18 protein-coding genes are annotated in these 21103 nt (G+C 66.1%); 4 read left to right on the plus strand and 14 right to left on the minus strand.

The window, feature by feature from the left end; translation table 11 throughout:
* From IHE47_RS04055 to IHE47_RS04085, 7 genes are all read right to left on the minus strand, one after another.
* Nucleotides 1–609, minus strand: coding sequence for a GspH/FimT family pseudopilin (locus IHE47_RS04055; RefSeq protein ID WP_192104524.1), 609 nt, complete (start codon nucleotides 607–609; stop codon nucleotides 1–3).
* Nucleotides 610–988: 379 nt separating this feature from the next.
* Nucleotides 989–1504 carry a type IV pilin protein gene (locus tag IHE47_RS04060; protein WP_304625524.1) on the minus strand — a complete coding sequence of 172 codons (516 nt, stop codon included), beginning with the start codon at nucleotides 1502–1504 and terminating at the stop codon, nucleotides 989–991.
* Nucleotides 1501–5649 carry a PilC/PilY family type IV pilus protein gene (locus IHE47_RS04065; RefSeq protein ID WP_225561610.1) on the minus strand — a complete coding sequence of 1383 codons (4149 nt, stop codon included), beginning with the start codon at nucleotides 5647–5649 and terminating at the stop codon, nucleotides 1501–1503. The genes IHE47_RS04060 and IHE47_RS04065 overlap by 4 nt, the downstream gene beginning before the upstream one ends.
* A gap of 75 nt (nucleotides 5650–5724) precedes the next feature.
* A complete protein-coding gene (locus tag IHE47_RS04070) occupies nucleotides 5725–6330 on the minus strand; it encodes a PilX N-terminal domain-containing pilus assembly protein (protein ID WP_192104526.1) in 606 nt (201 codons plus the stop codon).
* A 1-nt stretch (nucleotide 6331) separates the two neighbouring features.
* Nucleotides 6332–7369, minus strand: coding sequence for a prepilin-type N-terminal cleavage/methylation domain-containing protein (locus IHE47_RS04075; RefSeq protein ID WP_225561611.1), 1038 nt, complete (start codon nucleotides 7367–7369; stop codon nucleotides 6332–6334).
* On the minus strand, nucleotides 7366–7872 hold the full coding sequence (gene pilV / locus IHE47_RS04080) for a type IV pilus modification protein PilV (RefSeq protein ID WP_192104528.1): 507 nt from the start codon (nucleotides 7870–7872) through the stop codon (nucleotides 7366–7368). The genes IHE47_RS04075 and pilV overlap by 4 nt, the downstream gene beginning before the upstream one ends.
* Before the next feature lie 8 nt (nucleotides 7873–7880).
* The gene (locus tag IHE47_RS04085; protein ID WP_192104530.1) at nucleotides 7881–8486 is read right to left on the minus strand and encodes a GspH/FimT family pseudopilin; all 606 of its coding nucleotides are present in this window, start codon (nucleotides 8484–8486) and stop codon (nucleotides 7881–7883) included.
* A gap of 233 nt (nucleotides 8487–8719) precedes the next feature.
* Here IHE47_RS04085 and rapA point away from each other — a divergent pair, with 233 nt between their 5' ends.
* Nucleotides 8720–11572, plus strand: coding sequence for an RNA polymerase-associated protein RapA (rapA, locus tag IHE47_RS04090; RefSeq protein ID WP_192104532.1), 2853 nt, complete (start codon nucleotides 8720–8722; stop codon nucleotides 11570–11572).
* A 142-nt stretch (nucleotides 11573–11714) separates the two neighbouring features.
* Here the strand turns inward: rapA and fghA are convergent, their stop codons facing one another.
* The 7 genes from fghA to IHE47_RS04125 form a co-directional block, all read right to left on the minus strand.
* The gene (gene fghA, locus IHE47_RS04095) at nucleotides 11715–12545 is read right to left on the minus strand and encodes an S-formylglutathione hydrolase (protein ID WP_192104534.1); all 831 of its coding nucleotides are present in this window, start codon (nucleotides 12543–12545) and stop codon (nucleotides 11715–11717) included.
* A gap of 104 nt (nucleotides 12546–12649) precedes the next feature.
* Complete coding sequence (locus IHE47_RS04100; protein WP_192104535.1) at nucleotides 12650–13759, minus strand: S-(hydroxymethyl)glutathione dehydrogenase/class III alcohol dehydrogenase; 1110 nt, start codon at nucleotides 13757–13759, stop codon at nucleotides 12650–12652.
* A 94-nt stretch (nucleotides 13760–13853) separates the two neighbouring features.
* Nucleotides 13854–15218 carry an amino acid permease gene (locus IHE47_RS04105; RefSeq protein ID WP_192104537.1) on the minus strand — a complete coding sequence of 455 codons (1365 nt, stop codon included), beginning with the start codon at nucleotides 15216–15218 and terminating at the stop codon, nucleotides 13854–13856.
* Between the two features lie 16 nt (nucleotides 15219–15234).
* On the minus strand, nucleotides 15235–15876 hold the full coding sequence (locus IHE47_RS04110) for a rhomboid family intramembrane serine protease (RefSeq protein WP_192104539.1): 642 nt from the start codon (nucleotides 15874–15876) through the stop codon (nucleotides 15235–15237).
* A gap of 155 nt (nucleotides 15877–16031) precedes the next feature.
* Nucleotides 16032–16853: a C40 family peptidase gene (locus tag IHE47_RS04115; protein WP_343227432.1), complete on the minus strand. Its 822-nt coding sequence runs from the start codon at nucleotides 16851–16853 to the stop codon at nucleotides 16032–16034.
* 230 nt (nucleotides 16854–17083) lie between these two features.
* A complete protein-coding gene (locus IHE47_RS04120; protein ID WP_192104541.1) occupies nucleotides 17084–17791 on the minus strand; it encodes a YggS family pyridoxal phosphate-dependent enzyme in 708 nt (235 codons plus the stop codon).
* Nucleotides 17792–17970: 179 nt separating this feature from the next.
* A complete protein-coding gene (locus IHE47_RS04125; RefSeq protein WP_192104543.1) occupies nucleotides 17971–19401 on the minus strand; it encodes a M20 family metallopeptidase in 1431 nt (476 codons plus the stop codon).
* Between the two features lie 121 nt (nucleotides 19402–19522).
* On the opposite strand from IHE47_RS04125, the gene IHE47_RS04130 reads away from it, so the two are divergent.
* Genes IHE47_RS04130 through IHE47_RS04140 form a run of 3 tightly spaced genes read left to right on the plus strand, consistent with a single transcriptional unit; the run spans nucleotide 19523 to nucleotide 20962 of the window.
* Nucleotides 19523–20014, plus strand: a complete 492-nt coding sequence (locus IHE47_RS04130) for a hypothetical protein (protein ID WP_192104545.1) — start codon at nucleotides 19523–19525, stop codon at nucleotides 20012–20014.
* Nucleotides 20011–20403, plus strand: coding sequence for an SET domain-containing protein (locus IHE47_RS04135; protein ID WP_192104547.1), 393 nt, complete (start codon nucleotides 20011–20013; stop codon nucleotides 20401–20403). The genes IHE47_RS04130 and IHE47_RS04135 overlap by 4 nt, the downstream gene beginning before the upstream one ends.
* A 16-nt stretch (nucleotides 20404–20419) precedes the next feature.
* Nucleotides 20420–20962, plus strand: a complete 543-nt coding sequence (locus IHE47_RS04140) for a GNAT family N-acetyltransferase (RefSeq protein WP_192104549.1) — start codon at nucleotides 20420–20422, stop codon at nucleotides 20960–20962.
* The last annotated feature ends 141 nt before the right edge of the window (nucleotides 20963–21103 follow it).

Here is a 21103-nt window from a genome sequence, read left to right on the forward strand (position 1 = left end):
TCATGGCGAAGGGCATGCTCCGCTGCTGGTCGTGGTGGCGAGGACCGAGCCGGCCCGCATGGTGATGATGCGGTGGTTGTCCTGGCTCATCCGGCTGGTGCAGATGTCCGCCACCTGGTCGCCGAAAGGCACGCCGGCACCCGCCTGCCGCGCCAGACCCTGCGCGGTGAAACGCAATGCCGTCACATCGCCGTTGAACTGCAGGGGCTGCACCAGGTTGGTCGGGCCGGCAAGCACCTGGCTGGCCTCGCCGTTGCCCAGGGCCCACACCGCCCCGACTTCGGTGCCGCAGGCGCCGCCGAGCGCATCGCCGGTGTTCGCAGCGGCCGAGTTGCTGCAAAACTGCGTGCCGGCGTTGCGCTTGACCGCCTCCATGCGCGCGACGCTGATCGCGTTGACGAGGCCATTGGCGGCGGTATCGAGCCGGTTGGCGAGCGTGATGTTGCGGAAGCTAGGCACGGCGATCGCCAGCAGGATCGCCGCCACCGCCAGCGTGACCATCAGCTCGACGATGGTGAAGCCGTGCGGACGCCGGCGCACCGGCCCCTGGCCGGTGACGCGCCCCACACCATTCGTGGCAAAACCCCGGTGCCGCGGCTGAACTTGCATGACCACCCCTTGTAGCAGTGGCCATGCAGGCTAGCTTCGTAAATTATTACGTCAAGTACTTGCGATGATGGGCGGCAGGGAATTGCCGACGAACGGCACGAGGCGCGCCTGCTGAATGGTTTTTCGCCGGGGAGCCTGATCGGCTTCGGCCGCGCCCTTCCCTCACCGGCAGGCGAGTCGCCAGGAGTACCGGCTTGCGTGGCACGGGCCGCACGCAAGGGAAAGCGCGTGGATGTACCGAATGAAGGTGGCCCGGGGACCGGGTGAAGGCATGGCAAAGCGCGCGGATGAATCCTGCACAGGATTCAACGATGCGCTTCGCACATACCCTCGCCCCAACCCCTCTCCCATGCGGAGCGGGGTTTTCCGGTCGCGAGCGTCAACCGCCCCAGCACTGCTCGACGGTGCCCGTGGCAGTCGTGCCATTCGCACCGATGTTGCGGTTGCCGGCCTGATCCAGCGTCAGCGCTCCGCATTGCGTATCGCGCGTGAGCTGCGCACCGGTCGGCATGGCCTGCAGGGTATACGCCGCCGACGAAGACGACGGCACGGTGTACGTGTAGTTGCTGCCGGTCTGCGATGCCGTTGCGCAGTCCAGCGTCACCGAGGCCGGGCTGGTCGTGACCGGGTTCTGCGTGGCGACGGTGGCACCGGATGCGGGACTGTACGAGTAGCTCAGGTTGGTGGTGTAGAAGCGCTCCATGTAGTTCGAGTACTCGGACAGGCAACCTTCGGCCGCGGCCCGGTTGGTCTTGACCACGTAGTTCTTGTACGAGGGAAGCGCAATCGCCGCGAGGACCGCGATGATCGCCACCACCACCAGCAATTCGATCAGGGTGAAACCCGCCTGCGCCGAAGCCATGCGATCGCTTTCATTCATGTCGATGCCACTCATGGATTCACCAGTTCCTGCCAGGAAACACGCTGCGGTATGCCCATGGCGCCCGAAGTGCTCAGGCTGGATGTGCTGCCGTTGTCGAAGCTCATCAGCATGTCGCTGCCCACGAAGATCGGATTGTTGGGGAGCGAACTGAAGCCCACGCCCGCCACCGCTTCCGTCACCGTCTTGCCACCGATCTTGACGGTGACCGTACCACTGCTGCCATTGGGCAGGAAGAATGCTCCCGTGGGGTTTGTGCCGGTGAACGGGTCAACCGCCATCACCCAGCCACTGCCCGACGAATTGCATATGTCGGCATTGGCGGCCGCAGCAGGGATGCGCGTGGTGCCCAGCAACAGATTGCCCTCGAACTGGTTGGGAGTGACCATGCGCTCGCCCTGCGCGTTGCCACCGGTCAGGTCGCCGTTGCTGTCGGTGACGGGCTGCTCAAGGTTCATGTACCAGCCCAGCTTGCCGGTCATGTCGCTGGGCGTAGGCAAGGTCGATACAAGTCGCACGCCCACTGTTGGCGGATTGGCCGAGGGGTCGCCGTCCTGCTCGTAAGTGATATAGCGCTGCACCATGTTGCCACTCGATGTCGTCGTCGGCAGGCTGGGGAGCGTCGATGGATTCGATCCTGGCTCCACGATCAGGCCGTACCAGCTCTGCACCTGGTCGTTGGTTAGGTCACCGCTGCTCAGGTACTGGCCAGTGCCGAAGAACACCCACACGTTGCCGGTCGTCGGATCGCTGCCGGCGAGCATGCCCCCCGTGATGGGCTGCGCATTGCCACTGGGATCGGTAGCCGTGAACTCCTTCACCCCCGCAGCGGTTAGGTCGACCGTATAGGTGGTCGTCGTCGTCGTGTCGGGGGGCGTACCGGTGGTCGTGTTGGCAACATCGTCCAGTGTGAACTCCCATACACGCCCGGCCAGATCGCCCGCGTAGGCCTTCGTGCTGATGCCCTTGGCGGGGTTGTCCATCCAGGCTACCGGTGCGGCAAGGCCGTTGGCGGCGGTCGAGTCCGTCGTATGCACGTTGAGCGTGCCATTGTCCAGTTCGAACTCCAGCAGCGCCGCCGTGCCGTTCGCACTGTTGTAGCCGTTGCCGATCAGCACCTGCCAGTTGCCATCTGCCACCTGGGCGATCACCGGCTTGCCCACCATCTGGCCGATGTAGCCGCTGTTGGTATCCCCATCTCCGGCGGAGCGCTCCCACAAAGGAGTAATGCTGTTCGGATTAGTGATGTCCAGCGCATAGACGGCCTTGGCCAGACCGCGCCCCGTCGTGCCCACCAATACGGTATGCCAGGCCGAGCCGAAGTAGGCGTCCGCAATCGTCAACTCGCCATCGTTGTAATACTGGTGTGGCGCGGTGGTTGTCGTGCTTGAACCATACGTGGGATCGGACAGGTTTGACAGCCCTGCAGTGATGACCGCCCCCGGCAGATAGGCATAAACCTCCACGCCGGTGCTTGCATTGAAGGCGTGCAACATACCGTCATTGGCTGCAACGAAGACCAGCGCCGTGCGGGTGGATGCCGAGCTGGGGGTGGAAACGCCCGTCGTGGCATTGGTCGTACCCACAGCAAACCCCTGGAAGGAATTATCGCCGGTGGTTGCGGTGTTACTCATGCCGGTAAACACTTGGTTCTCGAATTCGTTGGGATTGGGCACGCCGGAATACACCGGCTGCGAATCCACGATGTCCCCTAGGGGCGTGGTGCGGGTGCGGAAAGCGCCACTGTTCGCCTCTTCCTGCGTGTTGTCGCCACGCAGGTAATTCACCATCGCCGCCTGCGCTGTTGCCGAACTGCCTAGTGCAGACAGCTCGGTGCTGGACAAGGATGGTGGGGTGGTGCCACTACTCTTGAAAGCCGGGAACTGCGAACCCGATGCTGCACTCGGGTTGTAGGTATAAATTTTGCGACTACCGTAAGTGGTGACGCTGCCACTGGTCGAGCCAAGCGTCGCCAGTTCCGTGACCGCCGACCAGGTGGGTGTCGTGCTGATCGCCCCTGTGCTCGAATTGATCGACAAGGCCTTCAAGTCACCAGTCCACTTCACGGTGTAGTAGTTCGCCTGATAGGCCACCGTGCCATTGGTAAGCTGGGTCGAATTGGCTGCCAAACTGGCACCGGTACCCACGCGCTCGGCGGCACGGTTCAAGGCATCGGTCAGGCCGCTGGCAAACGTCTGCGGACTGGTCGCGGAATAGAAACCGCCGTGACCGTTCACGCCTGCATGTTCCAGATCCGCAATGTTGTTTATCGAGCCATTGTTGCTGGGTGATGGCGTGGGCCAGCTGAAGTTGCTGATTGCCGTACCACCTGCGGCCCAATTGAAGATCTGCTGTGTCGTGGCCGTCGTTGGGGTGATACCCGTGGGCGTGAAGCCCAAGCCCATGGTGAAGGTGACCATGTGCTGCCAGAAAGCCGGATCCTGCGTGCTGGTCGGCACCTCATTGGAGAAACCCGTCTGCAGATCGTTTTCCCAGTAGTACAGGGCTACGTCGGCAAGTGACGGTCCGTTGCTGCTGCTCGTGAGCCCGCCTGAATAAGGTGCAGGCGGCTTGCTGTTTGCCGTGGCCGGCCACGACTGGCCATTCGGCCCGGAAATGGACGGCCATACGGCATTGCTGGCGCCGCTTATGGTCGACGAATCTGACAGACTGTAACTCTCGTTCCAGAAGCCGTCGGTGGTCAGGATGGTGTAGGCCTGGCGACAGGCAATGTTCGAAGGGGGATTTTGGGTTCCCGCGTTTGGATCGCTCGACATCGTCGTCCAGGGCTGAGAAGTCTGGTAATAGTGACCGACTTCAGAAAGCGCCATGCGCAACGGTGTACCACCGCTAGGGCTCAATGCCGCCGCCCAGTTCCAGAAACCGTTTTTCTGGTCGGTACTGGAAGAGCCATCGCCAAAAGGTTGCACAAAGGCAATGTAGTTCGTTGTGGAACCGCCATTGCCACAGTCGTAGCTGTCCGTGTACGAATACGCCGACGAAGAAGCCGTCGAAGGCAAGTTGCTGGCGTCGCCATTGCAACCGCCGTCGATCGAACCGAATCCGACACGGAAGTCCTTGCTGACCGTGGAGAACGCCGTCATGAGGCCGCTCTTGGCCATGCGTATGCGCGTGCTGTAATAGGAGAACCAGTTGGCCACGTTCTGCTGGGTGGTCGCGGTTTCATCGCACAAACTTGTGCTTACAGCTGGACTCGCCGTCGAAAGCAGCGCACAGGTACCGGTCGCGCCCACGTAATACTCGGTATTGGCGGAACCCGTCGTGTAGGTGAAATAGTACTTGTAGACTTGGCCGCTGTGCGAGCAAGTGGTTCCACTCAGCGTGTCGCCGCTGTTGCAGGAATAGGTCGTTGACGAAGTCGGAGTGGTGATAGTGGGGGATTGGTTGCTAGAACCGCTTTTCTTGCACGTGTACGAGCCACTGCTGCTATGCAGCGAATACCCACTCGGACACGAATAACACTGGGGCGGGTTGCTGCCGACCGTCGTAGTCCCGTTCGGGCAGGCAGCATAAATCGTCGTTCCCGTGGCTGCGTAGGTGGTAACCACCGTCACCAAGAATCTCGTGTAATACGGAAAATTCTCGCTCGGGCTCTTATATTTAGTTATGTCCGTCGCGTTCGTATTGGTAAAACCATCCGCATAAGCGTTGGTCAGCCCGGGCGAATTGGGGTAAAGATCCGGAGTGGTTGCCGTACTGTCTGCCTTGGGTGGCGGCGTATAGGTGATGTTCGGGTTGTAGTACACGCCGTTGATCGCCGAATTGCGCGCCTGGTCGTTGCTCGGGCTGCCATTGCCGGACGAGGACGTCATGTAGCCCCAGTCGGGCATATAGTCCCACGCCATCGACCCCGAGTCGTCGAGCATCAGCACGATGTCCGGCGGAATCGTCGGCTGCACCGTCACCGGCTGCTGATCCACCGTGACCGTTGACGACGACGACGATGACGCCGGCGACGACGACGACGACGAGGCCGGCGATGCCGCCGCCAGCGCGGCCATTGCGGGGGACAGGCCACCACCACTCGCCATCACGGCCGGTGCATAGACGCTGCCCAACAGCCAGACGCCAAGCGCGATACCCAGCAGCCGGCCGAAGGCACGGGCATGGTGATGGTGCAGCGACGATGCCGTTTTCATGATGTTTCCACCCTGGATGCTTGCGACGCGCGACATTCGCCCGCCGCACCTGCCGTTGTGATGCGATGTTGCCAATCAGCCCTGCTTGACGATGGCCTGGACGGTGACCACGGCGCGGTCGCCCACCACGGCGGGATCGCCGCTGCGCGCGGTGATGCGGTAGTACACCGCCGTGCCGGAGGCGCCCTGCACGCCGTAGTTGCGCGAGTTGGCCGTGCTGCCGAAGCCGGTGCTTGTGGTCTGGTCCACCCAGTTGCCCATGTTCTCCACCACGAACTGCGGCTGCCCGTAGGCCGTAGAAGTGGCGGTGTATTGCCCCGTCGACGTGCCGGCGGCCACGGTGTTGATGTTCGTGCTGGTCAGGCTCGGGTCGCTGAACGGGTTGGGCAGGCAGGTGATGCCACCGGCCTGGCAGTTGTGCCAGATGACCGAGGGCGTGGTGACGATCATCGCCGAGGCGACGCGCACCGCCGCCTCGGCGCTCTGGAACGCCTGCTCGCGGTCGTACTGGTTGGACGCCATGCGCTGCTGCATGATGGTGCCGTGCATGGCCGCCAGGCCCACCAGGGTGATCAACACCAGCAGGATCAACGCCACCACCAGCGCGATGCCGCGCTGCGCGCGTGCGCCTGCCTGCAACGCGCGGATACGATGCCTGCGGGGAACGGTCGGCGCGGTCATTTCATAGCACCCGGTTGCGCATGGTGGTGGTCGAGGTGAACGAGCGCACGATGGGCGCGGCATTGTTGACGCTGGCGCGCGCGTTCGTGCTCTGCAAGGTGATCGTGACCTGGGCGGCATTGACCTGCGCCCAGTTGCCGGCCACGGCGGTCGCCGTGGTAAAGGCCGTGCCCGACGGCTGCAGGTAGCCAATCGTCATCTTGGTGACGTTGCGCACCATTTCCTGAGGCGTTGCCACGGAGGCGCCGGCGGCGGTGTAGGTCACCGGCAGCCGGTACAGCGACTGGCCACCCAGGGCATTGGTGCCGATGTACCAGTCAACCGCGGTCATCAGCCCCACGTGCGCATTGGGCAGGAAGGTGTACGAATTGCCGGTGCTGCTGTAGACGACGGGGTAGCCCAGCCCGGTGGAGAGGTTGCCCGGCGCCGGCGTGGTGGTGGCGTTGTACCCGACCGACGTGCCGCTGTACGAGGCGACCTGCAGGAGCGTGGCATGGTCGAAATCGCACACCATGATGATGTCGCCCGCGGCCAGTTCCGTGCTCGCCGCGTTGGTGTTGAAGCTCGTCGGGCTGCCCGATGCGCTGCCCACCGAGACATCCGCGTTGACCGTGCTGAGTATGTGCACCGAACTGGTGCCCTTGACCGGCACGCCGGTGGAGCCGGTGATGCCGGTCAACGCGGGGTCCGCGCTGGCATCGTCGAAGCCCTCCAGCGGAAGGGCCCAGTTGGCGTACCAGAGCGTGCTGTTGCCGTTGATCACGTTGGCGATGCGGCCGGTGGTGTTGTCGCAGCCCGTGTTTCCCGCATAGCGCAGGTCGCGCGCCAGCATCTCGAAGGCCGTGCGCGAGCCGTCCTCCACGTCGCCCAGCGCCTCGTTGGCGCGATAGGTCTGCTGGCCGGCCAGGAACACGCTGGTGACGCCACCGATCACGATCAGGCCGAGCAGCATCGCCACCATCAGCTCGATCAGCGTGAAGCCGCGCACACGCCGTGCGCCATGTCGTTGCCAGCCCTGGATCATGTGCGGGTCGCTCATAGCATGGCCTGCGTGACGACTTGCTGGGTCGTGCTGCTGGCCAGGCCGGCACGGCTGTCGTCGAACTGAACGGTGACGGTGCAATAAGCGGTCGTGGTCCCGGGCGCGGCCGTGCAGGTGATGCTGCCGCTGGTGCTGCCGCTGACGCCCAGTTGCGCAAGGTCCACGGAGCACCACTGGTTGAGTTGCGCGTTCGCCAGGCTCCCCGACGCCGACGGGCAGGCATTCGCCTTGACGGTTTGGTTGTAGGCACCGCCCACTGCATTGGTGAGGTCGGCGCGCATGGCATCGAGGATGGAGTAGCTGGCCACCGTGGCCATGCTGCGCGCCAGCGCGCTGTTGTTGGTGGAGAGGGAGCGCGCCTGCAGCGCGGCGATGCCGACGAACCCGATGGACAACACCAGCACGGCCACCAGCACTTCGATCAGGCCCACGCCGGCCTGGCTGGCCGCCGTCCGGCGCAGGCCGGTGCTTTGCCCGGACCGGGCACGGACAGGTTGCATGCACTGGCTCATGGGCAGGTCACCGTGCTGGGATCGGTCGTGGTGATGATGGTGCCGGTGGCCATGTCGATCTGGATGTCGTTGTCGGTCGTCAACGCCGTCGAGCAGATGTCCACGACCGGAGCGCCCGCGGTGGTGGTGTCGTAGGGCGTGGTCGAGCCGGGGGCATAGCCCAACCCCTGCCCGTCGAAGCGGATCGCCGCGATGGTGCCGCGTATCTGCAGCGAGGAAATCACCAGTTGGCTCGGCGAGGCCAGCACCGGCGTGGCCGTACTGCCGGTGAGCGCCAATACCGCCCCGCTGCTGGTGCCACAGGCCGTACTCAAGGTGTCGCTGACGGTGCCGTTGTTGCTGGAGGCCGAGTTGCTGCAGAACTGCACGGAACCGTTGCGCTTGATCGCTTCCATCCGCGCACTGTTGAGCGCGCCGACCATGGCGTTGACCGCCGTGTTGAGCCGGTTGGTGTTGATGATGTTGTTGAAGCTCGGCACCGCGATGATCAGCAGGATCGCCGCCACGGCGACCGTGATCATCAGCTCGACGATGGTGAAGCCGCGGGCACGGCGCAATGCACCGGAATTCGCATCTTCTTGCGAGTGCAGCGGGACGCGCATGTACCCCTCCCCCTTTGCGTACGGGTGCGCAATCTACTCGTCGCCATCGCCGCCGCCAGAGGGCAGACGATCAGCGGAAGGATTTCGCCGACGAGTGGAAAACGACGCCGCTGCGCGGGCGATGCGGAACCTGCGCCAGGGCGCCCCGTCCGCAAATACCCGCGCCTCCCTCGCTGTCCATCCAGGGCCGCAACGCGGATAATTGCCAACCCTTGAATCGACGCGGCTGTGCAATGTTCGTACCTGGTCAACGCTGGATCTCCACCGCCGAGCCCGAGCTCGGCCTCGGCACCGTGCTGCGCGTCGAAGGGCGCGGCGTGCAGGTGCTGTTCGCCAAGGCCGGCGTGCTGCGGCCCTACGCGGTGGATTCCGCGCCGCTGGTGCGCGCCGAGTTCCGCGCTGGGCAGCGCGTAGCCGGCAAGGGCATCGCGTTCCTGGTCGAGCAGGTGGAGATCCGCGAGGACCTGCTGATCTATCGCGGCGAGGGCCGCGAGCTGCACGAGGGCCAGCTCGACGACGAGCAGAGCGTGAGCCAGGCCGACGACCGCCTGATCGGCGGGCGCACCGATGCGGTGGCGCAGTTCGAGCTGCGCGTGGAAGGCCTGCGCCGCCGCGCCGAGGCACGCCGCTCGCCGGCCTGGGGCCTGGGCGCCGCGCGCATCGGCCTGGTGCCGCACCAGTTGCGCGTGGCCGGCATCGCCGCCGCGCGCCGGCCGCCGCGCGTGCTGCTGGCCGACGAGGTGGGCCTGGGCAAGACCATCGAGGCGGGCATGATCGTGGCGCGCCAGCTCGCCACCGGCCGCGCTTCGCGCGTGCTGCTGCTGTTGCCCGACACGCTGGTCTACCAGTGGTTCGTGGAACTGCTGCGGCGCTTCAACCTCAGCTTCGCGATCTACGACGAGGAGCGCTGCGAGGCGTTGACGCAGGGCGACGAAGGCACGCCGACCGGCGGCAACCCCTTCGAGGACGAACAACTGGTGATCGCCGACTTCGCCTTCCTCGAGGCGAATCCGAAGCGCGCGCAGCAGTTGCTGGAGGCGCCCTGGGACCTGCTGGTGGTGGACGAGGCGCACCACCTCGCATGGACGCCGGAGACCGCCAGTCCGCGCTACACGCTGGTGGAACAGCTGGCCGCGAAGACGCCCGGCGTGGTTCTGCTCACCGCCACGCCGGAACAACTGGGCCGCAGCGGCCATTTCGCCCGCCTGCGCCTGCTCGATCCGCAGCGCTACCACGACCTCGACGGCTATCTCGCCGAGGCCGAGCGCTTCCAGCCGCTGTCGCAGGTGGCCGACAAGCTGCTCGACGGCGAGGCGCTGGACGGTGCCGAACTCGCCATGCTGCGCACCGCCTTCGCCGGCGACGCCGCGCTGGAGGCGCGGCTTGCCGACACCACCAGGCCGGAGCACGCGCGCGAGATCCTCGCCGCGCTGATCGACCGCCACGGCACCGGCCGCGCGATGTTCCGCAACCGCCGCGCCGGCATCGGCGGTTTCCCGCAGCGCGTGCCGCAGTGGCACGTACTGGACGCCGGCGACCTCGACGAAGCCACGCGCCAGTCGTTGCTGGCCGAATTCCATGCCGACATCCAGCAGCCGCCGCCGGTGCTGGAACACGATTATGCGAACGACCCGCGCCTGGCCGCGCTGGTCGACCTGCTCGACGCGCACCCGCAGGACAAGTTCCTGCTGATCTGCCGCAGCCAGGCCAAGGTGCTGGCGCTGGAGGAAGCCCTGCGCACGCGCACCGGCGCCGGCATCGCGCGCTTCCACGAAGGCCTGGGCATCGTGCAGCGCGACCGCAACGCGGCCTACTTCGCCCAGCCTGACGGCGCGCGCCTGCTGCTGTGCTCGGAGATCGGTTCGGAAGGCCGCAACTTCCAGTTCGCGCACCGGCTGGTGCTGTGGGACCTGCCGCTGGACCCCGACCTGCTGGAGCAGCGCATCGGCCGCCTCGACCGCATCGGCCAGGCCCACGACATCGGCATCCACGTCCTCGCCGTGGCCGACAGCGCGCAGCACGTGCTGGCGCGCTGGTACGACGAAGGCGTGGACGCGTTCCGCCACAGCCCCGCCGACGGCCGCGAGCTGCTGCGCCGCTATGGCGACACGCTGGCGCGGCTGGCCGGCCAGCACGCGCGTGGCGACGACGGCCGTGACCAGGAGCTCGACGTGCTGCTGGCGGAAACCCGCGCCGCGCACGAACAGATGGCCGAACTGATCCGCGCCGGCCGCGACCACCTGCTGGAACTGGCGGCCAGCCGCGACCCGCACGCCGACGAGCTGGAGCGCGCGTTCCGCCGCGAGGACGACGACCCGGCGCGCGACGCCTTCGTGCAGCGCCTGCTGGAAGGCTACGGCATCCATGCCGAGGAACTGGGCGGCAAGGTGCTGCTGCTCGATCCGCAGTACCTCTCCACCGACGCCCTGCCCGGCTTCGCCGAAGGCCCGCTGTCGGCCACCTTCAGCCGCGCCGTGGCGCTGGCGCGCGAGGAACTGCCGCTGCTGCGGCTGGACCATCCGATGGTCGCCGGCGCGCTCGACCTCGCGCTCTCCGGCGAACAGGGCAATGCCGCCTTCATGGTGGATGACATGCTGCCGCCGCGCAGCGCGCTGCTGCAGACGGTGTTCGTGCTGGAGTGCGTGGCCGACCGCCGGCTCGACGCGGAACGGTTCCTGCCCGCACTGCCGATCACGGTCGCCATCGACACCCGGCTCGCCGAACGCGCGGATTTCCAGGCCAGCGACATCGCGCTGCGCAAGGCCGCCGACCGCAACATCGAGGTGCCGCGCTACCGCAAGTTCCTCGCCAAGCTGGTGCCGCCGATGCTGGAGAAGGCCGAGGCCGCCGCCCGCACCCGCGCGCAGGCTACGATAGACGAGGCCACCGCCGAAGCCGCCGCGACGCTGGATGCGGAACTGGCGCGCCTGCATGCGCTGCGCGCGGTGAATCCTTCGATCAGCGCCGCGGAAATCGCCACCGTCGCGGCGGAACGCGATGCCCTGCTGGCCGCCCTGCCGCAGTCGCGGCTGCGCCTGGATGCGGTGCGCTTCGTGGTCAGCCCGGATTTCCTCGCGCTGCGCTGAGCAACCGCAATACTCCCCTCTCCCGCTTGCTTTGCTCCCCTCGCCCACTTGGGGGAGAGGGGCCGAGGGAGAGGACTGGCTCTAGCGTCGAGGCAAAAGCACCCTCTCCCCAACCCCTCTCCCGCAAGCGGGAGAGGGGCTTTCAAGACTTCATCGCCCTCGCATGCCAGGCGATGTGCTCGCCGATGAAGCTGGCCACGAAGTAGTAGCTGTGGTCGTAGCCCGGATGCAGGCGCAGGGTCAGCGGATGGTTCGCCTCCGCGCACGCTTCGCGCAGCAGCTCCGGCCTGAGCTGGGTGGCCAGGAATTCGTCGGCCTCGCCCTGGTCCACCAGCAGGGGCAGGCGTTCGGTGGCGATCTTCAGCAATTCGGTGGCGTCGTGGCGCACCCATTCGGCGCGGTCCGGCCCGAGGTAGGCGGTGAAGGCCTTCTCGCCCCAGGGCACCTGCGCCGGCGCGACGATGGGCGAAAACGCCGACACGCTGCGGTAGCGCCCCGGGTTGCCCAGCGCGATCGTCAACGCACCGTGGCCGCCCATCGAATGCCCGCTGATGCCGCGTGCATCGCTGGCGGGGAAATTCGTCTCCACCAGCGCGGGCAATTCGTCCACCACGTAGTCGCGCATGCGGTAGTGCGCGGCCCACAGCTGCTGCGTCGCGTTGAGGTAGAAGCCCGCGCCCTGGCCCAGGTCGTAGGCCGGGTCGTCCGCCACGCCCGCGCCGCGCGGGCTGGTATCCGGCGCCACCACGATCACGCCGTGCTCGGCGGCGTAGCGCTGCGCACCGGCCTTGGCGATGAAATTCTGCTCGGTGCAGGTGAGGCCCGACAGCCAGTACAGCACCGGCAGCCGCTCCGTTTCCGCCTGCGGCGGCAGGTAGACGGCGAAGTTCATCGTGCAGCCGAGCACGGATGATGCGTGCCGGTACACGTCCTGCCAGCCGCCGAAGCAGGCTCGGTGTTCTATCAGTTGCATGGGATTCGAGATTCGGGATTCGGGATTCGGTAGAGCCAAGCCGCAGCGTACGGGCTCGCTGGCGCTTTTGCGAATCCCGTATCCCCAATCCCGAATCCCGGCCCTCAGTAATGAATGACCGAACGGATCGACTTGCCGTCGTGCATCAGCTCGAAGGCCTCGTTGATCTGCTCAAGCCCCATCGTGTGGGTGACGAACGGCGCCAGCTCGATCTCGCCCTTCATCGCCTCCTCGACCATGCCGGGCAACTGGCTGCGGCCCTTCACGCCGCCGAACGCGGTGCCCATCCACTTGCGGCCGGTGACCAGCTCGAACGGACGCGTGGAGATTTCCTGCCCCGCGCCGGCCACGCCGATGATCACGCTCTGGCCCCAGCCACGGTGCGCGCATTCCAGCGCGGCGCGCATCACGTTGACGTTGCCGATGCATTCGAAGCTGTGGTCCACGCCCCAGCCGGTCATCTCCACGATCACCTGCTGGACCGGCTTGTCGTGTTCCTTCGGGTTGACGCAGTCGGTGGCGCCCATGGCCCGCGCCAGCTCGAACTTGGCCGGGTTGGTGTCGACCGCGATGATGCGGCCGGCCTTCGCCTGGCGCGCGCCCTGCACCACCGCCAGGCCGATGCCGCCGAGGCCGAACACCGCCACGCTGTCGCCTTCCTGCACCTTGGCCGTGTTGTGCACGGCGCCGATGCCGGTGGTGACGCCGCAGCCGAGCAGGCAGACCTGCTCCGGGTTCGCCTGCGGGTTGACCTTGGCCAGCGACACCTCCGCGACCACGGTGTACTCGCTGAAGGTGGAGCAGCCCATGTAGTGGTAGATCGGCTGGCCGTTGTAGCTGAACCGGCTGCTGCCATCCGGCATCACGCCCTTGCCCTGCGTCGCGCGCACCGCGGTGCACAGGTTGGTCTTGCCGCTCCTGCAGAACAGGCACTCGCCGCACTCGGCGGTGTACAGCGGGATCACGTGGTCGCCCGGCTTCACGCTGGTCACGCCCTCGCCCACCTCCACCACCACGCCCGCGCCCTCGTGGCCGAGCACGCAGGGAAACAGGCCTTCCGGATCGTCGCCGGACAGCGTGAACGCATCGGTGTGGCAGACGCCGGTATGGCTGATCTTCACCAGCACCTCGCCCTTGCGCGGCGGTTCGACGTCGATCTCGACGATCTTCAGCGGTTCGCCTGCGGCAAAGGCGACGGCGGCACGGGATTTCATGGTGGTACTCCTGCAGGGAAACATTCGTCGGACGGACACACGGCCACGACGCAGGCACGCGCCCTGCGCAATCACGGCAAGCCAGTGCCCGGTTTCAGGACAGCGAGGCTGCGACCTGCCGCATGCGCCGCTCGATGCCGAACGCGTAATACGCCACGGTGAGCAAGGCGATCCACGCCACGCCCACGTAGAGCGCCACGCGGGTGTCGGGGCTGCAGCCCAGCATCACCCACACGAAGGCGAGGAAGGCCAGGCACAGCACGCTGGACAACGGCCACACGCGCAGGCGGAAACCCAGCGGCTGCGCCTGCCGGCGGCGGAAGCTCCAGTGCGCCACCAGCACCATGCCCCAGGTCCACACCGTGTTGAAGGCGAGGATGGACATCATCATGCCGAAGATGCGCCCCGGCACCAGGTAGTTCATCAGCACGCCGAACAGCAGGAAGGCCATGGTCACCAGCACGCCGCGCACCGGCACGCCCTGCACGCTGGTGCGCCCCATCGCCGCCGGCGCCTGCCCCTTGCCGGCGAGGCTGTGCAGCATGCGGCTGCCGCTGAAGGTGGTGGAGTTGAAGCTGGACAGCGCCGCGGTGATCACCACGAAGTTGATCAGCCCCGCCGCGCTGGGAATGCCCAGCCGCGCGAAGGTGGTGACGAACGGGCTGCTGTTCGCGTCCAGCGCGTTCCACGGGTAGATCGCCATGATCACGAACAGCGAGCCGATGTAGAAGATCAGGATGCGCCAGATCACCGAGTTCACCGCGCGCGGGATGGTGCGCTCCGGCTGCGCGGCTTCCGCCGCCGCCATGCCGATGGTCTCGATGCCGCCGAAGGAGAACACCAGCACCGGCAACGCCAGCACCATGCCGCTGACGCCGTGCGGGAACCAGCCGCCGTGCGTCCACAGGTTGGACAGGCCGGTCGGCGTGCCGCCGTTGCCCCAGCCCAGCCAGATCATCGCGCAGCCGCCGGCGATCATCGCCACCACGGTGAGCACCTTGATCAGCGAGAACCAGAACTCCAGCTCGCCGTATACCTTCACCGCCAGCAGGTTGAGGCCGCCGATCATCGCCACGCTGGCGAAGGCCCAGATCCATTGCGGCGAACCGGGGAACCAGGTCTTCATGTAGATGCCCACCGCCGTGCTCTCGACGATGCCCACGCCCATCATCAGGATCCAGTAGTTCCAGCCGGTGAGGTAGCCGGCGAACGGCCCGAGGTACTTGTGCGCATAGGCGCTGAAGGAGCCGGCGATGGGTTCGTGCGCGGCCATCTCGCCCAACGCGCGCATGATGATGAAGATCATCGCGCCGCAGATCGCATAGGCGAACAGCACCGAAGGGCCGGCCAGCTTGATCGTGCTGCCCGAGCCGAGGAACAGCCCGGCGCCGATGCACATGCCCAGCGCCATGAAGGTGATGTGGCGCGGCGTGAGGCGGCGCTGCAGGTCTTGGCTCATGGGTTTCCCTGTGGATTCAGCGCAACAGCCGGCGCTGCGGTTTCAGCGGCAGGCGGCCGCGCCAGTACTGGATCATGACATAGCCGCCGACCATGCCCCCGAGGTGCGCGAAATGCGCCACGCCGGCCTCCGTGCCGGTGACGCCCATCACCAGCTCCACCGCCGCGTAGCCGATCACGAACAGCCACGCCGGCATCGGGATCGGCAGGAAGATCAGGAACATCTTCTCCTGCGGATACAGCATGCCGAAGGCCAGCAGCAGGCCGAACAACGCGCCGGAGGCACCGATGGTGGGATAGAAGCCATGCGTGAAGTACTTCATCACCAGGAGTTGCGCCACCGCCGCCACGATCGCGCAGACGAAGTAGTAGATCGTGTAGTTGCGCGCACCGAAGGTGCGCTCGATCACCCCGCCGAACATGTACAGGCCGAACATGTTGAACAGGATGTGCTCGAAGCCGCCATGCATGAACGCATAGCTGACCAGTTGCCAGGGCTCGAAGCCGGCGACGTTCGAGTAGGGCGACGGCCCCAGCGGCCACAGCGCGAAATGGCCGACCAGGGCCAGCGAACTGGCGGCCGGCAGCAATTGCTGCAGCGCGAACACCAGCACGTTGGCGATCAGCAGGTAGCGGGTGACCGGCGGGAGGTTGGGCATGGAAGGTTCCGTCGATGCCCATGCGGCAAGGGCAATGCGCTAGCGTAGCGAGTGCCGCAGGGACTGGCCATGTGTCAGGCGTCGTGGATGCAGATGGCCTCCCATGAAAAAGCCGCCCTGGGAGGCGGCTTCATCTCGACGCGGAAAAGGCGGGATCAGCCGTTGCCGCCACCGGACAGCGCCAGCATGCCGTCGGGACGCTTGGCGCCGACGAAACGCTTGGCCCAGTAGGCCTCGTCGAGGCTGGAGATCTGCACCCGCTTGCCGTAGGTCGGCGCGTGGATGAACTGGCCGTTGGAAATGTAGATGCCCACGTGGCTGATGCCGCCGTGGCGGCGGCCGCCGGTATGGAAGAACACCAAGTCGCCCGGCTTCATGTCCGCGCGGTTCACCTTGAGGCCGGCGAGGAACTGCGAGGCGGAGTTGGCGGGCAACTGCACGCCGATCGCGTGGGCGAACACATAACGCACGAAGCCGCTGCAGTCGAAGCCGGTGGACGGGCTGTTGCCGCCGCGCACGTAGCGCACGTTGCGCAGGTTCATCGCCAGCTCGACCAGCGACTTGCGCAGGTCGGTGATGTTGTCGACCTGCAGGTCGGCGTCGCCTTCCGCACGGCTGTCGGCCGCCTTGGCGACCTCGGCCACGAGCGGGGCAACGGCCACCGGCGCGACCAGGCTGTGTTCGATGCCGAAGGCCGGCGCCGAGGCATCGCCAAAACCCTTCAGGCCGGACGAGGTCAGCGTCGGCATCGGGCTGAGGGCGGGCAGCGGGTTCAGCGACAGCGGGGTTGCGAGGGTGCCACCGGTGACCAGCGAGTAACGGTTGTCGGCCGGAGCCCTGGTCCTGGCAGCGACGACATGGGAATGACGGGGCTGAACGTGGTGCTTCTGGACGCGATGGGTCGTCGCATGCGAGGGAGTGGCCAGCAGCAGCATCGGAACGAGCGCAGCTATACCGGTCAGTCGCTGGATTGGCATGAGGCGGTAACCCCTACGGTTCACGGAGGCGCCACCAAGCATGCGGGTGACGTGACGAAGGGGTGAACTTACCAAGACGAATCCGTCAGGTTGTTGGATCGAGGTTAACTGAACCCCGTCGTTCGCAAACACCGCCACACCTGTCACATTCTGAAAACAGCTGGTTTTTCCGGAAGTTGCCGCCACCAGCCCGGAATCGGGGCGCCCAGGCGCCTGATTTCCGGCCTGTTTCAGGGATTGGCCGGCGCCGGGCGGCGCCCGAAGATCGCGCTGCCGATGCGCACCTCGGTGGCACCCTCGGCGATCGCCAGCGGGAAATCGCCGCTCATGCCCATGGAAAGCCGCGGCAGGTCGTGGCCACGCGCCACCGCGGCGTCGCGCAATTCGCGCAATTGGCGGAAGCAGGCGCGCACTTCGGCGGGGTCGTCGCTGTGGCTGGCGAGGGTCATCAGGCCGCGCACGCGCAGCGTGTCGCAGTGCGCCGCAAGATGGTCGAGGAAGGCGGGCAGTCCGGCGGGCGGCAGGCCGTGCTTGCTTTCCTCGCGGGCGGTTTTCACCTGCACCAGCACGTCGAGGCGGCGGCCTTCGAGCTGCAGGCGGCGATGCAGCGCCTCGGCCAGCTCGAGGCGGTCCAGCGACTGCACCTCGCTGGCCAGTCGCGCCACGTCCTTGGCCTTGTTGGTCTGCAGGTGGCCGATCACCACCCAGGCGATGCCGCAGTCGGCCAGCGGGCCGGACTTGTCGCGAATCTCCTGCACCTTGTTCTCGCCGAAGCGGTGCAGGCCAAGCGCCACCGCCGCGCGCACCACGTCGGCGTCGAAGGTCTTGCTGACCGGCAGGATGGAGACTTCGGACGGGTCGCGCCCGGCGGCACGGCAGGCCTCGTCCACCCGGCGGCGGACATCGGCCCAGTTGGCGGCGAGGTGAAGGTGATCCACGCGGAAATCTCCCGGTCAGCAGACTCCCCTCTCCCGCATGGCGGGAGAAGGGTCGGAGGAGAGGGCGCTCTTCGCATCGAAAGCCAAAAGCCCCTCTCCCCTCACCCCTCTCCCACAAGTGTGGAGAGGGGAAAGCTTCAGCAGACACCCCTCTCCCGCCAAGCGGGAGAGGGAAAAGCTCAAGCCTTGCCGCCCTGCGCGTAATGCTTCGCCACCACCTCGGCCACCACCGCCGACACCTTCTTGCCGGTGGGGATGTGCAGGAACTCGTTGGGGCCATGGGCGTTGGAATGCGGGCCCAGCACGCCGGTGATCAGGAACTGCGCCTGGGGGAACTTCTCGCCCAGCATGCCCATGAACGGGATCGAGCCGCCCTCGCCCATGTAGGTGGCCGGCGCGCCGAACTGGTTGCGCGACGCCTCGTCCACCGCCCCGGCCAGCCATGGCGACAGCGCGGGGGCGTTCCAGCCGCTGCCGTCCTTCTCCAGGTCGAAGCTGACCCTGGCACCGTAGGGCGGGTCCTTTTCCAGCAACTGCTTGAGGAACTGGCCGGCCTTCTTCGCGTCCAACGTGGGCGGCACGCGCAGGCTCAGCTTCACCGCCGTGAACGGGCGCAGCACGTTGCCGGCGCTGTCCAGCGGCGGGATGCCGCCGATGCCGGTGACCGCCAGCTGCGGCCGCCAGGTGCGGTTGAGCACCAGCTCGGGCAGGTCGTGCGTGACCGGCTGCATGCCCTCGGCCCAGGGGAACTTGCTGTAGATGTCGCTGCCCAGCACGGTGGCCGCGTGCTCCGCCTGCTCCACGCGCTGGGCGGGGATCTCGACGTACAGCTCCTTCGGCTTGATCGTGCCGGTCTCCGGGTCCTCCAGCCGCGACAGGATCTCGCGCAGGATGCGGAAGCTGGACGGCACCACGCCGGAGGCGTCGCCCGAATGCACGCCCTCCTCCAGCACCTGCACGGTGAGGTTGCCGCCGGTCATGCCGCGCAGCGAGGTGGTGAGCCAGAGCTGGTCGTAGTTGCCGCAGCCCGAATCCAGGCACACCACCAGCGAGGGATTGCCGATGCGTGCGGCGAGATGGTCGACGTAATACGGCAGGTCGTAGCTGCCCGACTCCTCGCAGGCCTCGATCAGGATCACACAGCGCGCGTGCGGCACGCCCTGTTCGTGCAGCGCCAGCAGCGCGGCCAGCGAACCGAAGATCGCGTAGCCGTCGTCGGCCCCGCCGCGGCCGTAGAGCTTGTCGCCCTTCAGCACCGGCGTCCACGGACCCAGGCCCTCGGCCCAGCCGGCCATCTCCGGCTGCTTGTCGAGGTGGCCATACAGCACCACGGTGTCGTCGCCGGCGCCGGTGGCCGGCACCTCGATGTAGATCAGCGGCGTGCGGCCATCCAGTTGCACCACTTCCAGCGTGCTGCCCGGCAGCGCGGCGAGCTTGGACTTCGCCCAGTCGCTCATCAGCCTCACCGCCGCATCCATGTGGCCGTGCGCCTTCCAGTCCTTGTCGAACATCGGCGACTTGTTGGGGATGCGGATGTATTCCACCAGCCTGGGCACGATTTCCTCGTCCCACAAGTCGCCGACGTAGCGTGAAAGGCGGGCGGTATCCATGGTGCAAGCTTCCGAAGCGGGGAGTCGGCTATACTAGCATGCAGGGGTATAAATCCGCCGACGCGGATTTGCACCGGAATAAAATCAATCCGTCACCGGCAGCAAACCAGATGATCGACGCATGAGCATTTCCGACGCCATAAACCTCGTCAACGACATCATCCAGTTTGCCATCGTCGCTTTTGCCGGCCTCGGAATATACTGGCAACTCAAGAAAGCGAATGAAGACCGCGAAAACGTGACATACGATTCGCTGGACACCCGATTTACACGCTTCCTTGAATGCTGCTCGAAATACCCGGAACTCGAAGTCTACAATCCGGCCAGAAACAATTGGGATGAACTTTGCCCGCAACAATATCGGCGGCAATTGATCCTCTATCAAATCCTCGTCTCCATCATGGAGCGCGCCTACATACTCTACAGCGACACCCACATAGCCCAAAGCAAAATGCGGGAAAGGCAATGGAAAGGATGGAATGACTACATGAAATCCTATGCCAAAAGCCCGACATTCCAGCACGCATGGAACGTGGAGGCCATTGGTGAAGACATGGACACCTCCTTCGTTGCCTACATGAACGACAACATGCAACCAGGTGGCCAGCAATGATCCTCGTCAAACACTACGTCGGGCAAAGCCGGATCAGCGGCTCGGGGCTTTTTACCGCCGAACCCGTGCGCAAGGGCCAGGTCGTATACGAATTCGACTATCGCTTCGTCCAGCTCATCGCCGATTCCGAAATCGAAGCGATGCCGGAACCGATGCGCGAGGCAGTCTACAAATACTCCTACCGCGGCAAGGGCAAGGACCGGCTGCAAGGCGCCGTCTATTACTGCGCCGACGACTCCAGGTTCATGAATCACGAGGACTCCCCTTCGACCCTGTGGATCGAAAGCGACAGCGTTTATGTCGCCGCACGGGACCTTCCCGCGGATTCGGAGCTGACATGCAACTACTCCGATTTCTGCGACGACGGCGACATGTGTTTCCGTCTGTAACAAAGCCCACGTTCCAATGCAAACCATTCCAACCCTCGAGACGGCGCGCCTGCGCCTGACCGCGCTCACCGAGCGCCATTTCGACGACTACGCCGCGATGCTGGCCGACCCGGCCAGCACCCGCTACATCGGCGACGGCCAGCCGCTGGACCGCACCAACGCCTGGCGCTCGCTGGCGATGCTGCTGGGCCACTGGCAATTGCGCGGCTGCGGCATGTGGGCGCTGGAGCTGAAGGCCACCGGCGAGTTCGTGGGCCGCGCCGGCCTGTTCCATCCCGAAGGCTGGCCCGACCTGGAACTGGGCTGGATGCTCAAGCCCGAACACCGCCACCACGGCTACGCCACCGAGGCGGGCAGCGCGGTGCTGGACTTCGCCTGGCAGCAGTTGCGCGCACCGCGCGTGATCAGCCTGATCCGCGTGGGCAACGAGGCCTCCGACCGCGTGGCGGAGCGCCTTGGCGGCGAGCACATCGAGGACAGGGATTTCTACGGGTGCGATACGCACGTGTTCGCGTATTACCCGCCGCACCGCGAGGTCCGGCGCGCAGCCTGCGGTTGATCCAGCGCCGATCACGGGCGCGCGCCGGGCAGGATTGCCCGCGCAGGAAATGCACCGCGCCAAAGAGGAGCAGCCCGCCCCGCGGCAGCAGGACGGAACCGCTCCGTTCCTTGCGGAAGCACGAAGCCCCCTGCAAGCGGA

Origin of the sequence: Rhodanobacter sp. DHB23, from assembly GCF_014842975.1 — a bacterium.
In the GTDB taxonomy this organism is placed as follows: domain Bacteria; phylum Pseudomonadota; class Gammaproteobacteria; order Xanthomonadales; family Rhodanobacteraceae; genus Rhodanobacter_A.